At 68.8% G+C, this 14,356-nt stretch carries 10 protein-coding genes; 2 read left to right on the top strand and 8 right to left on the bottom strand.

Annotation, left to right across the window (positions count from 1 at the left end):
- A partial coding sequence (dxs, locus tag ABZ260_RS31645) for a 1-deoxy-D-xylulose-5-phosphate synthase (protein ID WP_355625136.1) occupies positions 1 to 1,783 on the bottom strand: 1,783 nt, incomplete at its 3' end.
- Positions 1,784 to 1,902: 119 nt separating this feature from the next.
- Between dxs and ABZ260_RS31640 the strand changes: the two genes are divergently transcribed.
- Positions 1,903 to 2,820 (top strand): neutral zinc metallopeptidase, encoded by a 918-nt coding sequence (locus tag ABZ260_RS31640; RefSeq protein ID WP_355625134.1) that lies wholly within the window; start codon positions 1,903 to 1,905, stop codon positions 2,818 to 2,820.
- A 211-nt stretch (positions 2,821 to 3,031) separates the two neighbouring features.
- Here ABZ260_RS31640 and ABZ260_RS31635 read toward each other — a convergent pair whose 3' ends face one another.
- From ABZ260_RS31635 to ABZ260_RS31615, 5 genes are all read right to left on the bottom strand, one after another.
- A complete protein-coding gene (locus ABZ260_RS31635; protein ID WP_355625132.1) occupies positions 3,032 to 4,240 on the bottom strand; it encodes an ROK family transcriptional regulator in 1,209 nt (402 codons plus the stop codon).
- Positions 4,241 to 4,275: 35 nt separating this feature from the next.
- A complete protein-coding gene (locus ABZ260_RS31630; protein WP_355625130.1) occupies positions 4,276 to 5,523 on the bottom strand; it encodes an ABC transporter permease in 1,248 nt (415 codons plus the stop codon).
- Positions 5,520 to 6,284: an ATP-binding cassette domain-containing protein gene (locus ABZ260_RS31625; protein ID WP_355625128.1), complete on the bottom strand. Its 765-nt coding sequence runs from the start codon at positions 6,282 to 6,284 to the stop codon at positions 5,520 to 5,522. The genes ABZ260_RS31630 and ABZ260_RS31625 overlap by 4 nt, the downstream gene beginning before the upstream one ends.
- A gap of 193 nt (positions 6,285 to 6,477) precedes the next feature.
- Positions 6,478 to 7,596, bottom strand: coding sequence for a substrate-binding domain-containing protein (locus ABZ260_RS31620; protein ID WP_355625126.1), 1,119 nt, complete (start codon positions 7,594 to 7,596; stop codon positions 6,478 to 6,480).
- A gap of 762 nt (positions 7,597 to 8,358) precedes the next feature.
- Complete coding sequence (locus ABZ260_RS31615; protein WP_355625124.1) at positions 8,359 to 8,931, bottom strand: TetR/AcrR family transcriptional regulator; 573 nt, start codon at positions 8,929 to 8,931, stop codon at positions 8,359 to 8,361.
- 96 nt (positions 8,932 to 9,027) lie between these two features.
- Here ABZ260_RS31615 and ABZ260_RS31610 point away from each other — a divergent pair, with 96 nt between their 5' ends.
- Positions 9,028 to 9,954 (top strand): NmrA family NAD(P)-binding protein, encoded by a 927-nt coding sequence (locus tag ABZ260_RS31610; RefSeq protein ID WP_355625122.1) that lies wholly within the window; start codon positions 9,028 to 9,030, stop codon positions 9,952 to 9,954.
- A gap of 445 nt (positions 9,955 to 10,399) precedes the next feature.
- Here ABZ260_RS31610 and acnA read toward each other — a convergent pair whose 3' ends face one another.
- Positions 10,400 to 13,171, bottom strand: coding sequence for an aconitate hydratase AcnA (gene acnA, locus ABZ260_RS31605; protein WP_355625120.1), 2,772 nt, complete (start codon positions 13,169 to 13,171; stop codon positions 10,400 to 10,402).
- Positions 13,172 to 13,361: 190 nt separating this feature from the next.
- The gene (locus ABZ260_RS31600; protein WP_355557784.1) at positions 13,362 to 14,090 is read right to left on the bottom strand and encodes a metal-dependent hydrolase; all 729 of its coding nucleotides are present in this window, start codon (positions 14,088 to 14,090) and stop codon (positions 13,362 to 13,364) included.
- Positions 14,091 to 14,356: the final 266 nt, after the last annotated feature.

Below are 14,356 nucleotides of genomic sequence, written 5' to 3'. Positions count from 1 at the left end.
GGATGCCGTAGGTGCGGACCGGGACGTCGACGTCGGCGTCGCGCAGCAGGCGGGCGACCGCGTCACCCACACCGCCCACCCTGCCGCTGTCCTCGACGACCACGACCAGCTTGTGGTCGCGGGCGGCCGCCACCAGGGCCTCGTCCAGCGGCTTGACCCAGCGCGGGTCGACCACCGTGGCGGAGATCCCCTGGGCGTCGAGCAGGTCGGCGGCCTCCAGGCACAGCTCGGCCATCGGCCCCACGGAGACGAACAGCACGTCGGCGTCGCCCCCGCGCAGCACGTCCATCTCGCCGAGGCGGCCGACCGCCTCGATCTCGACGGCCACCGGGCCCTTGGGGTAGCGCAGCACCGTCGGGCCGTCGTCGACCTTCACCGCCTCGGCCAGCAGCTCGCGCAGCCGGGGCTCGTCGCGGGGAACCGCGATCGACAGGCCGGGGACGACCTGCAGGATCGACAGGTCCCACATGCCGTTGTGGCTGGCGCCGTCGTCGCCGGTGACGCCCGCCCGGTCGAGCACGACCGTGACGGGGAGGCGGTGCAGGGCGACGTCCATCAGGAGCTGGTCGAAGGCCCGGTTCAGGAAGGTGGCATAGACGGCCACCACCGGGTGCAGACCGCCGAGCGCCAGGCCCGCGGCGCTGGTCAGGGCGTGCTGCTCGGCGATGCCGACGTCGTAGAGGCGGTCGGGATAGGCCTCGGAGAACGGGATCAGGCCGGTCGGGCCGAGCATCGCGGCGGTGATCGCCACGATGTCCTGACGCTCGGCGCCCAGGCGCACCATCTCCTGGCCGAAGACGTTGGTCCAGCCGTGCGGTTTCGGCTTCTCCTCGCCGGTCAGCGGGTCGAAGACGCCCGGCGAGTGGAAGCAGTCCTCGTCGTGGTTCTCCGCCGGGGAGTAGCCGAAGCCCTTCTTGGTGAGCACGTGCACGATGACCGGGCGGCGGAAGTCCCTGGCCCTGCGCAGCGCGGACTCCACCGCCTGCTCGTCGTGGCCGTCGACCAGCCCGATGTACTTCAGGCCGAGGTCCTCGAACATGACCTGCGGGGCCAGGACGTCCTTGATGCCCTTCTTGACGCCGTGCAGGGCGTCGTAGACGGGAGCGCCGACCACCGGGACCCTGTTCAGGCTGCCCTTGACGAAGTCGAGCATGTCCTCGTAGCGCTGGGTGGTGCGCAGCGAGGCCAGGTGGGAGGCGAGCCCGCCGATGGTCGGCGAGTAGGAGCGGCCGTTGTCGTTGACCACGATGATCAGCGGCAGGTCCTTGCGCGCCGCGATGTTGTTGAGCGCCTCCCAGGCCATGCCGCCGGTGAGCGCCCCGTCTCCGATCACCGCGACGACCGTGCGCTCCGCCTCGCCCCGCAGCCGGTACGCCTTGGCCAGGCCGTCGGCGTACGACAGCGCGGTCGAGGCGTGCGAGTTCTCGATGATGTCGTGCTCGGACTCGGCCTGGCTGGGGTAGCCCGACAGGCCGCCCTCCTGGCGGAGCGTGTCGAACTGCCCGGCCCTGCCGGTGAGCATCTTGTGGACATAGGCCTGGTGACCGGTGTCCCACAGGATCCGGTCACGCGGCGAGTCGAAGACCCGGTGCATCGCGATCGTCAGCTCGACGACACCCAGGTTGGGGCCGAGGTGGCCGCCGCTGCGGGCCGTGGAGGCGATCAGAAGGTCCCTGATCTCGGTGGCGAGCAGTGGCAACTCGTCCACCGCCAGCAGCTTGAGGTCCCCTGGCCCCTTGACCGACTCCAGAAGACTTCCAGGCTGCCCGGTCCGCTCGCTCACGGAATCATCCCCTCTGTCCAGTGACCGTCACGACGAGTCTAGTTCGGTTGGCAGGCGCTGCCCTCCCGGGTGAAAAAACTGCACGGTTTATACACAGTTGCCCTAACCTTTCCCTCACCATGAACCCCCTCCCCTCCAGGCGACAACCGTCACTGATCGTGGCCTTCCTGGTATTCGCGGCGGTGGCCACGGGAATCGTCATCGCCGTCCCCTACATCACCCCGGCGATCCTTCCGGCGGTCACCCCTGCGCCCGTTCCCTCCCCCGCCCTCACCTCCACCCCGGCCCCCGGCAAAGCCCCCGCCAGGGGCTCCGCCGTCAAGGAGCGGGCCGCGCCGCAGGGCCGCGCCGCCGCGACATCGAACCGCCTCTACCGCACCGGCTCGATGCCGGTCACCAGATGTTCGGCGGGGACGATCCGCGCGGGGAGCGCGGCCTCCTACCGGGCCTTCATGACTCGGATCACCCAGTGCCTGAACCGCTCCTGGAAGACCCAGTTCTCCAAGGCGGGCCTGTCCTTCTCCAGGCCCAGGCTGCGCTTCTCCACCTCCAAGGTGACCACGCCCTGCGGCCGGTGGCCCAGCAGCGCGGGCGGGTTGTACTGCTCGACCAACAAGACCATCTACATAGGGATCACCCGCCAGGTCCTGCGGAACCCCTACGCGGCCAACCACGCCCAGTTCATGGCCCACGAGTACGCCCACCACGTGCAGCACCTCGCGGGCATCATGGACTACTACGCCAGGAGCGTCTGGTACGCGAAGGCGGCCACCAAGCTCTCCTACTCCCGCCGCCTCGAACTGCAGGCCGACTGCCTGGCCTCCGTCTTCCTGCGCCAGATCGCCGACGACCTGCCGGTCGAGCAGGCTCAGTGGGAGGCGATGGTCGGCTGGGTCAACGCCAACGGTCACAAGAACTGGCCCAAGAACGACCACGGCAAGGGCCGCAGCCAGGCCTACTGGATGGAGCGCGGCTTCGACTCCGGCTCCCCCTCCGGCTGCAACACCTGGTCCGCCGCCACGGGCCGGGTCGCCTGATCGCCCGTCGGGCCCGAAGGGAACCGGTGCAAACCCCACTCGGTCCCGCCGCCCGCGGCCGTACCCTCAGAGCTCGGCCGCCCAACAGCTTTACCCGGTGTTCCGCCTGCCACCGGCTGCGGCGGGTTCCCCGACGACGCCCCGGCGCTCTGCTGCACGGGCATCCTCGCCGAGGTGACCGGACTGTTCCTGTTCCAGCCGCCGGCGCGGGTCAGGAGCCGGCGCGGGCGAGGACTTCCAGAGGGTCGGCGAGGACCTGGGAGAAGGCCAGCTCGGCGGCGCCGACCAGGGTGGCGTCATCACCGAGGGCCGAGGTGCGCAGGCGCAGGTGCTCACGGGACGGAGGCAGGGCGTCGAGGGCGAGACGGCTGCGGACCTGGGCGGCGGAGCCGAGGTAGATCTCCCTGAGCATGCCGCCGAACACCACCATCTCGGGGTTGAAGATGTTGACGAGGTTGGCGACGCCCAGGCCGAGCCAGTCACCGACGCGGCTCAGCGCGGCCTGCGCGACGACGTCACCCCGGTCGGCGGCGTCGACCACGGCGCGGACGGCGTCCCTGCCGACCTGGGGACCGAAGCGACCCGCGGCCTCAAGAAGGGCACGCTCGCCGACCTCCGCCTCCAGGCAGCCGAGCGAGCCGCACCCGCAGACGCGGCCCTTGTCAGGGTTGACGATCATGTGCCCGACCTCGCCGCCGAAACCAAGGTGACCGCCGAGCAACTGGCCGTTGGCGATCACACCGCCGCCGATGCCGACGTCGCCGTGCAGGTAGACGAGGTCCCGGCAGCCGACGCCGACACCCCGGGTCTGCTCGGCGAGGGCGGCGAGGTTGGCATCGTTGCCGACCGTGACCGGCAGGCCGAAGGCCAGCCGGCGGGTCATCTCCTCGGCGAACGGCACGTCCTCCACGGTGGCCATGTTGGGCCCGAACCTGATGCCTCCGTCATCGCGGCCCACACCACCGGAGAAGGCCGCCGCCACCCCCACGCACACCGTGTCGGGCCGGGTCCTGCGGTGCATCTGCCGGGCGAAGGCGGCGAGCGGGCCGACGATCTCCTCCAGGGAGAAGACACCGCGCCTCCGTACCGTCTCGCGACGGTCGAGGATCGTGCCGCCCAGGCCGACGCGGGCGGCGACCATCCGGTCGACGCCCACGTCGAAGGCGAACACGTAGACCCGCGCCGACTCGGGGCGGACCACCAGGGAGGGGCGCCCGGCCCGGCCGGTCTCCCTGGGAAGTTCCTCCCTGACCAGGCCTGCGGCGGTCAGGTCGGCGGTGAGGGCCATGATGGTGCTGCGGTTGAGGCCCATCCGGTTGGTGAGCTCCGCGCGCGAGGTGGGGCCGCTCAGATGGACGTGGCGGAGCAGGGCGCCAAGATTGTGGCGCCTGATCTCCTCTTGGGAGGGGCCTGCCCGCATGACGAGGGGTTCCTTCGGTGGATCGGAGTCGCTGATCACCTTAGACCAGTGGCGGCCGCCCGCTTGCGGGAGAGCGCGTCCACCATGGCGGCCAGCAGCAGCACCGATCCGGTGACCATGAACTTGACGCCGGAGCTGTAGCCCATCAGGCCCATGCCGTTCTCGATGACCGCGACCACCGCACCGCCGAGGATGGCGTCGAGCACCCGGCCCTTGCCGCCGAACAGGCTGGTGCCGCCGATGACCGCGGCGCCGACCGCGTACAGCAGCACGTTGCTGCCGCCGGTGTTCGGGTCGACGGAACTGGCCCGGGAGGCGGCGATGACGCCGCCGATCGCGGCCATGGAGGAACAGATCACGAAAGCGCTGATCTTCATCCGGTCGACGTTGATGCCCGCCCGGCGCGCGGCCTCGACGTTGCCGCCGACCGCGTACAGGTGACGTCCGTACGCCGTGCGGCGCAGCACGAACGTCAGGACCAGCAGCAGCACCACGATGATGGGCACCACGAGCGGCACGCCCGCCAGCGAGACGACCGCGGCGTTGCGGCTCCGCTCGATGTTGAGGAAGTAGACGGCGAGCCCGCCGAGCAGCGCGAGGGCGCCCACCCGGACCGCGATCAGCGAGACCGGATCGGCGGTCAGCTCCCGGGCGGCGCGCTTGCGGGCGCGCAGCAGCTGGAGACCGGCGTATCCGGCGACCCCCACGGCCAGCAGGATCCAGCCCAGCGCGGGCGGGAGGTTCTTGTTGGCGATCGCCAGGATGGTCTCGTCCCGGATGGCGATGATGGTGCCGCCCTTGACCAGCAGCAGCACGAGCCCCTGGAAGGCCAGGAAGGCGGCGAGCGTCACCACGAACGACGGGATGCCGAGTTTCGCGACGATGGAGCCGATCCCGGTGCCGATCACCACGCCGGTGAGGATGGCCGCGCCAACCGCCACGTACCAGGGCAGTCCCTGGCTGCTGAGCAGGATCGCGAGCACCGCGGCGCAGACACCGCTGGCGAAGCCCGCCGACAGGTCGATCTCGCCGAGGAGCAGCACGAAGACCAGGCCCATGGCGATCACCGTGACCGCGGCGCCCTGGGTGAACAGGTTGGCGAAGTTTCCGGCGGTCAGGAAGGACGGCCGGAGGATGGCGAAGATCGTGCAGAGCACCACGAGACCGAACACCGCCGGCAGCGCGCCCATGTCACCGCCGCGTACCCGCTCGGCGTAGCCGCGAACGTTGCTCCTGATCGAGGGGGCCTCGAGTACGCGCTTCGGGGAAATCGTGGCGGTCATACGGTGGCTCCGTTGGTGAGGCCGAGGTCCCCGCTACGGCCGGAGGTGATCAGTTCGACGACCTGCGCGTGGGTCACGTCCGAGGTCTTGACCTGGGCCGCCATCCGGCCCAGGTAGAGGGTGGCGATCCGGTCCGACACGGCGAACACGTCGTTCATGTTGTGCGAGATCAGCACGACGGCCAGGCCCTGGTCGGCCAGGCGCCGGACCAGTTCGAGCACCTGCGCGGTCTGGGCGACGCCGAGCGCCGCCGTCGGCTCGTCGAGGATGACCACCTTGCTGTTCCACAGCACGGCCTTGGCGATGGCCACCGTCTGGCGCTGGCCGCCGGAGAGACTGGCGACGAGCTGACGGATGGACTTGACGGTCCTGACCGACAGGCTCTCCAGGGTCTTGGCCGCCATCGCCTCCATCGTGTCCTCGTCGAGGATGATGCCGCGCCGGTGCTCACGACCCAGGAACATGTTCTGGACGATGTCGAGGTTGTCGCAGAGCGCGAGGTCCTGGTAGACGATCTCGATGCCCAGCTCGGCCGCGTCGCGCGGGCTGCCGATCCGGACGGGCTTGCCGTCGAAGAAGTACTCGCCGGAGTCGATCGGGTGGATGCCGCCGACGCACTTGACGAGTGTGGACTTGCCTGCGCCGTTGTCGCCGACCAGCGCGGTCACCTCTCCGGCGTAGGCGGAGAAGGCGACGTCGTGCAGGACCTGTACGGGACCGAAGCTCTTGTCGATCCCGCGGAGTTCCAGTGCGGGGGTCATGGGGTTGTGCTCCCTGTGTTCATTTCGCGCGGCGAAGCTCGCGCGGCTCGGGCGCCTGCGGGCGGTGTCCTGCCCCGTAGCCGGAATGGACGACTCACCTGCCGCGTCCCTCCGGCGTCACAGTGCGAATACGCCGCGATGGAGCGCAGGGGGACGGACGGCCTCCGGGGCGGCCGTCCGTCCCCCGCACGCCCTACTGGATTCCGGCCTCGGTGCACTTGTCGGCGAACTCGCCGGTGCACAGCTCGTCCTTGGTCACGAAGCCGTCGGCGACGACGTCCTTGACACTGTCGAAGAAGATCGGCTGCGGGTCGAGGAGAACGGCGGGCACGTCGGCGCCGCTCTCGGTGTCCTTGACCGTACCGGTCGCCGCGGGCTTCTCGCCCTTGGCCAGGCCGATGGCCAGCGCGGACGCCGCGTCGGCCTCCTTCTTGATCGCCTTGTAGACCGTCATGCACTGGTCACCGGCGAGAATGTTCTGCAGACCCTGCACCGTGGCGTCCTGACCGGTGACCGGGACCTTGCCGTTCAGGCTGTTCTTCTTCAGGACCGAGATGGCCGCGTTGCCGAGACCGTCGTTGGCGGCCAGGACACCGGCGATCTTCGGCTGCTCGGTGAGCATCTGCTCGAAGATCGTGCCCGCCTGGGCGTTGTCCCAGTCGGGAACCGACTGGTCGGGGCCCTTGACGTAGTCCCCCGAGTCGTACTTGGCCTTGAGCACGCCGTCGTAGCCGTTCTTGAACAGCGTGGCGTTGTTGTCGGTCGGCGAGCCGTTGAGCTCGGCGATAATGGGCTTCTTGGCCTGTTTGTCCGACAAGCACTTCACCAGGCCCTCGCCCTGCAGGGTGCCGACCTTGGTGTTGTCGAAGCTGACGTAGTAGGACGCGCCGCCGTTGAGAGTGAGGCGGTCGTAGTCGATGGTGGCCACGCCCTGCGCCTTGGCCTTGTCGAGCACGGCCTTGCCGGTGCCGCTGTCAAGGTTGACGATCATCAGAACCGTGGCACCGTTGGTGATCATCTGGTCGGCGATGGTCTGGAACTGGGTCTTGTCACCCTGGGCGTTCTGGATGTCGTAGGCGACGCCCGCTGCCTTGAACGCCTCTTCCAGGTACTTGCGGTCCGCGGTCTCCCAGCGGGCGGAGGACTTGCTGTCGGGGAGGATGACGCCGACCTTGCCCGCCACGGCAGCCGAACTCTCCGCGGGGGACGCGCCGCTCGACGCGCTGGTGTCGGCACCGTCGCTCCCGCAAGCGGCGAGGCCAAGGGTCATCGCCGCGGCGGCGGCGGTAAGGCTGAGGATCCCCTTGCGCATGGTGCACGGGTCCTTTCTTCGAAAGTGGGGGGTACGACGGAGGTGCGGCATGCCGAATTCGCGGGTACGGCTCCACCGGATCTCGGCTCACCGTTCCGTTGAATGTTGTTTGCGGCAACGTATTCCGCCACCGGCCAGCAGCGCCAGACCTTCCATGGGTAAAGTTTGTTGTGGCCGGTAACAATCCAGAAACGCGTCATTAACCCCCTGGCCCCGCGCGGCTGCGACTCCCGAGCCAGATGTCACCTGACCACGGTTGTTGTCACCAAACCGGAGCCGGGTTGCGCCGTGATGTCACCCCCGGCCATAGACGGTCTCGGGCGACCTTCTCGCCGGTGACCGCGTCGAAGAGTCCGTGGCCGTCGTGGGAGACGACCATGACCAGATCGCGTCTGCTGCCTGGATGGACGGCGAAGCCAATGCCAGCAGGCCGCCGATGGGTGTTCTGTTATCCAGCACCGGTTGCCAGGGCGCCGGGGCCTGGAGGACGGGAGCAGCCAGAAGGTACTCGCGCAGCCGTTGCCGATAGTCCGAGATCAACGCATCTCCCCGTGAGGCCGCGATCCATGATCGTGTACGAATCCGCCGATCAAACCTGGGGATCCCCGCCAACCGAAGTTGGGGACTCCAGAGAATCGCGAGCTCACTGATCTTTAATTCGTGATGTTCAGTGATCATGTGCAAGCTCGGGTTTCCTGCGATATGCCCAGTTCATGCGGTACGCACAAGGCTGCGTCACCTCGAACGAGTAGCAGAGCCTCTTCAACACGGGTTCTGAGGGCTGATGCCTGCAATGGCCAGCTGGAACAGCCGGTTCGCGCGGGTGGCGGGGTCGGGGTGGTGCTCTGTTGCGAGGACGATGCCGACGATCAGTGCGATCAGGTCGGCGACGGTGATGCCTTCCGCCACCGCGCCGTCCTGCGCGGCGCGGTGCAGCAGGGGGTTTCCCGCCTCTTCCAGCATCGCCGAGCAGGTGTTCTCGTGTACGGAGTCGAGCTCGGCCTCGTCGTAAACCAGTGCCGGCGCCAGTCCCCGGGCCGAGACGCAGTAGGCGACGACGTCGCTGAGCCATTCCAGGAGCGCATCGCGGCTGTTGCCCTTGCCCGCCAGTTCGCGGGCGCGGGCGCTCAGGGCCTCGATCCGTTGGTGGGAGACCGCCTCCAACAGTGCCCGGCGGGTCGGGAAGTGGCGCCGTACAGTCGCCGAGCCGACCCCCGCGATGCGGGAGATCTGTTCCAGGGAGGCACCGGCGCCGTGCGCGGCGACCTCCTCCTCAGCCACGGCGAGAATGCGCGCGTAGTTGCGCCGGGCGTCCGCGCGTTGACGGTCGGGCATGGCGTCGTCTCCAAGGTTTGCTAAATGGCGGGCCCCGCCGTATCGTACCGTAAAGAAAACGGCGGGCCTCGCCGTTTATGAGTCCGGAGGGGAAGCATGTCCACCGATTCCGCGCCTGTCCTGGTCACCGGCGCCACCGGCAAGCAGGGCGGGGCCACCGCCCGTGTCCTGCGCGCGGCCGGCATTCCTGTCCGCGCCCTCGTGCGAGATCCGGCCACCGCCCAGGCCAAGACCGTCGAGGCGCTCGGAGCCGAACTCGTCACTGGCGATCTTCACGACCGCGATTCGGTGGTTCGGGCCGCCGAGGGCGTGCGCGCCGTCTTCTCCGTGCAGATGGCCGCCCTGACCACCGAAGGCTTCGATTTCGACGGAGAGGTGGCCCAGGCCGTCAACCTCATCGAGGGGGCGAGGAGCGCGGGAGTACCGCAGTTCGTGCACACCTCCACCAGCGGTGCCGGCCAGCACATCGAGACCCCCGGCTGGATCCCAGGCCGCTGGGGCTCGCTGGACGGTAGCCTGGGAGCCAAGAGCACGATCCAGGACCGGGTACGCGCGGCCGGCTTCCCCCACTGGACGATCCTCAAGCCGGCCTTCTTCATGGAGAACTTCCTGCCCTCCATGGCGTTCCTGTTCCCGCGCGGCATCGAGGGCGGCCTGGTGAGCGTCGTCAAGCCCGAGACGCGACTGTCCCTCGTCGCGGTGGACGACATCGGCACCGCGGCCGCCGCGGCCATCGTCGCACCCGAGCGGTTCGACGGGCTGGAGCTGGAGCTGGCGAGCGACTATCTGTCCATGACGGCGATAGCCGAGGTCCTCTCTCAAGCGTTGGGCACGCACCTGTCCGCGCCGAACATGACCGAGGAGGAGGCACTCGCCGCCGGAATGCCGGCGATGGGCATTTCGCACGAGTGGATGAACGTGGCCGGTCAGCCAGCACGCCCGCAATACGCCAAGGACCTTGGCCTCCCGCTCACCAGCTTCGAGGAGTGGACGCGGCAGCACGTGCGGTCCGCGCTCCCCTGACGCGCGTCCGGGCGGCGGCCTGGCGGATCGGGCTCGGGACAAGGACCCCGTGTGTGAGCTGGGCTCGCCGAACGCCCACGCCCGGCCCCCGGTCTCCTCGCCGACGACAAAGCCGGCGACATGGCAACAACGGTCACCGGCGTGGCCGGCCAGCGAATCCATCACACAAACCGGTGACAACTTCGTCGCGTAGAGCGACCCGGTGACAACCATCCCGGCTCGTCGACACCATCGCCGCTGGTTAACGGAGCCACCAGGTGTCAACTATCAAGGAAAGTCCCGCGCGGCCCGGCCGCCGGGGATCACGGCCCCCACCTGCCGCTTCCGGGCGATGACCGGGAGAACATAAAAAAACCGCCCGGCGGGATGATGTCCCACCGGGCGGTTCCTGTCTGGGGTGTCCCCCGATGTGAGCGGAGCCTGCGTGCGGCCCCGCCCCTCCTGCTCAGCTCTTGGCGAGCAGGGAGCGCAGGACGTACTGCATGATGCCCCCGTGCCGGTAGTAGTCGGCCTCTCCGGGGGTGTCGATGCGTACGACGGCCTGGAATTCCTTGTCGTCGGCCCTGACCGTCACGGTCCGCGGGATGCCGCCTCCGTTGAGGGCCTCGACGCCGACGACGTCGAAGGTCTCCTCACCGGTCAGGCCCAGTGACTGCGCCGTCTCCCCCTCGGGGAACTGCAGCGGCAGCACGCCCATGCCGATCAGGTTGGAGCGGTGGATGCGCTCGTAGGACTCGGCGATGACGACGCGGACGCCGAGCAGCGCGGTGCCCTTGGCCGCCCAGTCACGCGAGGAGCCCGAGCCGTACTCCTTGCCGGCCAGGACGACGAGCGGGATACCCGCGGCCTGGTAGTTCGCGGAGGCGTCGTAGATGAAGGCCTGCGGCCCGCCCGGGGCGGTGAAGTCGCGGGTGTAACCGCCCTCCACGCCGTCGAGCAGCAGGTTCTTCAGCCGGATGTTGGCGAAGGTGCCGCGGATCATGACCTCGTGGTTGCCCCGGCGCGAGCCGTAGGAGTTGAAGTCCTTGACCGCGACACCGTGCTCCTTGAGGTAGTCGGCCGCGGGGGTGCCGACCTTGATCGCGCCGGCCGGGGAGATGTGGTCGGTGGTGACCGAGTCGCCCAGCTTCGCCAGCACCCTGGCCCCGGAGATGTCGGTCACCGGCTCCGGCTCGGACGGCATGCCCTCGAAGTAGGGGGCCTTGCGGACGTAGGTCGAGTCCGGGTCCCACTCGAAGGTGTTACCGGTCGGGATCGGCAGCGAGCGCCAGGTCTCGTCGCCCTTGAACACGTCGGCGTAGTCGTGCAGGAACATCTCCTGGTCGATCGAGGAGGCGACGACCGCCGCGATCTCCTCGGGCGCCGGCCAGATGTCGGCGAGGAAGACCGGCTCACCGTCCGAGCCGGTGCCCAGCGGCTCGGTGTTCAGGTCGATGTCCATGGTGCCCGCGAGGGCGTAGGCGACCACCAGCGGCGGCGAGGCCAGGTAGTTCATCTTGACGTCGGGGTTGATCCGGCCCTCGAAGTTACGGTTGCCGGACAGCACCGCGGTGACCGCGAGGTCGTTCTCCTGGATGGCGGCGGAGATCTCCTCCTGCAGCGGGCCCGAGTTGCCGATGCAGGTGGTGCAGCCGTAGCCGACCAGGTTGAAGCCGATCTTGTCGAGGTAGGGCTGCAGGCCCGAGCGCTCGAAGTAGCCGGTGACGACCTGCGAGCCGGGGGCCAGGGAGGTCTTGACCCACGGCTTGCGGGTCAGGCCCTTCTCGACCGCGTTCCTGGCGAGCAGCGCGGCGCCCATCATGACGTACGGATTGGAGGTGTTGGTGCAACTGGTGATCGCGGCGATGGTCACCACGCCGTGGTCGATCTCGAAGGTGGTGCCGTCCGCCAGGGTGACCGGAACGACCCTGTGCGGGCGCTTGCCGTTGTGACCGGCGGCGTGCGGCCTGTCACCGTTGCCGGCGTGGGAGATCGCCGGGGAGTCCGAGGCGGGGAAGGACTCGTCGGACGCCTCGTCGAGCGGGCCCTGGATGCTCGGCACGTAGTCCTTGACGGCCGCGCGCCAGGCGCTCTTGGCGTCGGACAGCGCGATGCGGTCCTGGGGGCGCTTGGGGCCCGCGATCGACGGGACGACCGTGGCCAGGTCCAGCTCGATGTACTCGGAGAAGACCGGCTCCTCGGCCTCCGGGTCGAGCCACAGCCCCTGGGCCTTGGCGTAGGCCTCGACCAGGGCGACCTGCTCGGCGGGACGGCCGGTCAGCGTGAGGTAGTCGATCGTCTGGCCGTCGATCGGGAAGATCGCGCAGGTCGAGCCGAACTCGGGGCTCATGTTGCCGATCGTGGCCCGGTTGGCCAGCGGCACGCTGGAGACGCCCTCGCCGTAGAACTCCACGAACTTGCCGACGACGCCGTGCTCGCGGAGCATCTCGGTGATCGTGAGCACCAGGTCGGTGGCGGTGGCCCCGGCCGGGAGCTTGCCGGTCAGCTTGAAACCGACCACCCGCGGGATCAGCATCGAGATCGGCTGGCCGAGCATCGCGGCCTCGGCCTCGATGCCGCCGACGCCCCAGCCCAGGACGCCGATGCCGTTCTCCATCGTGGTGTGGGAGTCGGTGCCGACGCAGGTGTCCGGGTAGGCCTTCCCGTCACGCGTCATCACCACGCGGGCCAGGTGCTCGATGTTGACCTGGTGCACGATGCCGGTGCCCGGCGGGACGACCTTGAACTCGTCGAAGGCGGTCTGTCCCCAGCGCAGGAACTGGTAGCGCTCGCGGTTGCGCTCGTACTCCCGCTCGACGTTGCGCTGGAAGGATTCGGGCCCGCCGAAGAAGTCGACGATGACCGAGTGGTCGATGACCATCTCGGCCGGGGCGAGCGGGTTGATCCTGGCGGGGTCGCCGCCGAGGTCGCGGACGGCCTCGCGCATGGTCGCCAGGTCGACGACGCACGGGACGCCGGTGAAGTCCTGCATGATCACGCGGGCCGGCGTGAACTGGATCTCCACGTTCGGCGTGGCGGACGGGTCCCACTGGCCGACCGCGCGGATGTGGTCGGCGGTGATGTTCGCGCCGTCCTCCGTGCGGAGCAGGTTCTCAAGAAGGATCTTCAGGCTGTACGGGAGACGCCCCGACCCTTCCACGGCGTCCAGCCGGTAGATCTCATATCCCGCGTCACCGACGCGGAGCGTGTCACGGCTGCCGAAGCTGTTCGAGGACACGGTTCGCCTCCCTCATCACCCTGATGTCTGTCGCGCCGGCACATAGGCGCGATTGAATCCTGCCGCACCGCCGGAGCACCCCGGACTGTTAGGTACACCTAACCTCCGAGCCGCCCGCAGGTTGCAGCGGATGTCTCGATATCAAGATATCCCTCCGGGTATCTCGACATCAAATTACCCCTCAGTATGATCACTGCGGGGCGAGGCGGAGGTACAGCAGCCCGAGAACGACGACGGAAAGTACCGGGGCGAGAAACTTCTGCTCGAAGGCACGGCCCGTCTTGATGCCGATCTTCCACGGCAGCAGCCATTTCTGCCGTATCGGCCAGAGCACGGGACAGCCCTTCTCGGTGCAGCAGTCACCCACGACGTGGGTCAGGCATCCGATCGCGACCGCCAGCCCCAGCCAGGCGTAGCCCACACCGTCGCTGCGGAACACCACGAACAGCCCGGCCGTCATACCGACGTTGAGCATCGCAGAGGCGAACTTCTTGCCCGGGATGCCGATCCCGATCGCCCGCAGCGCCAGGCCGATGAGCAGGACCACCAGGATGTCGCGGCCGATCGGATAGGTGCCGGCCAGGTAGTGCGCGCCGAAGCCCGCGGCGGCCGCGAACACCAGCGAGTGGGTGGCGTTGCGGTGTCCGCCTGCGAGCCATGACACCGCCTTGCTCAGACCCCAGGTGACCGGCCCGAACGTCTGCGCGATCGTCGCGCTCGGATGGTCGAGGTCGGGCAGCATCGCGGCACCGGCGCAGATGATGGCCCCGGCGACGAACTCGGCCGGGTTGAGCGCGTTGACCATGACGCCGGTCTCTATGAACTTCGACGTCTCGGTCAGCAGGGGCAGCGCGGCCAGCCCGGGCGCCACCCCCAGCCAGGCGATCGCGCCCGTCAGCGCATGCGTATGCCCCATCATCGCTCAGACACCACCATCAAGATCACGCCGGGAGACTGTACGGCAAAGACCCCTCCAGGTGGAGGACCGTGCCATTTTGCACCATCGGCGTGTCGCGCGGGAGAGGCGATCCCGGCGCGTGAGCACCGGTCGCCTCCACCCGCTTCCAGGATCACTCGAGGGCGACGCTCGTCCGCTTCGATCTCCCCGTCCCTTCACGAGAAGTGCCTGCCATCGGCATCTTCCTACGAATGGGGAACGGATGGAACCGCCGATCGGTGCCGGGG

The sequence above is a fragment of the Streptosporangium sp. NPDC006013 genome (assembly GCF_040614275.1).
Classification (GTDB): Bacteria; Actinomycetota; Actinomycetes; order Streptosporangiales; family Streptosporangiaceae; genus Streptosporangium.
The sequence above is the reverse complement of the archived record's forward strand: the minus strand, read 5'-3'. Positions and strand labels throughout refer to the sequence as shown.

Coding starts and splice junctions, on each gene's coding strand:
- ABZ260_RS31640 (WP_355625134.1), top strand. CDS start 1,903: ATGAACCCCCTCCCCTCCAGGCGACAACCGTCACTGATCGTGGCCTTC.
- ABZ260_RS31635 (WP_355625132.1), bottom strand. CDS start 4,240: ATGCGGGCAGGCCCCTCCCAAGAGGAGATCAGGCGCCACAATCTTGGC.
- ABZ260_RS31630 (WP_355625130.1), bottom strand. CDS start 5,523: ATGACCGCCACGATTTCCCCGAAGCGCGTACTCGAGGCCCCCTCGATC.
- ABZ260_RS31625 (WP_355625128.1), bottom strand. CDS start 6,284: ATGACCCCCGCACTGGAACTCCGCGGGATCGACAAGAGCTTCGGTCCC.
- ABZ260_RS31620 (WP_355625126.1), bottom strand. CDS start 7,596: ATGCGCAAGGGGATCCTCAGCCTTACCGCCGCCGCCGCGGCGATGACC.
- ABZ260_RS31615 (WP_355625124.1), bottom strand. CDS start 8,931: ATGCCCGACCGTCAACGCGCGGACGCCCGGCGCAACTACGCGCGCATT.
- ABZ260_RS31610 (WP_355625122.1), top strand. CDS start 9,028: ATGTCCACCGATTCCGCGCCTGTCCTGGTCACCGGCGCCACCGGCAAG.
- ABZ260_RS31600 (WP_355557784.1), bottom strand. CDS start 14,090: ATGATGGGGCATACGCATGCGCTGACGGGCGCGATCGCCTGGCTGGGG.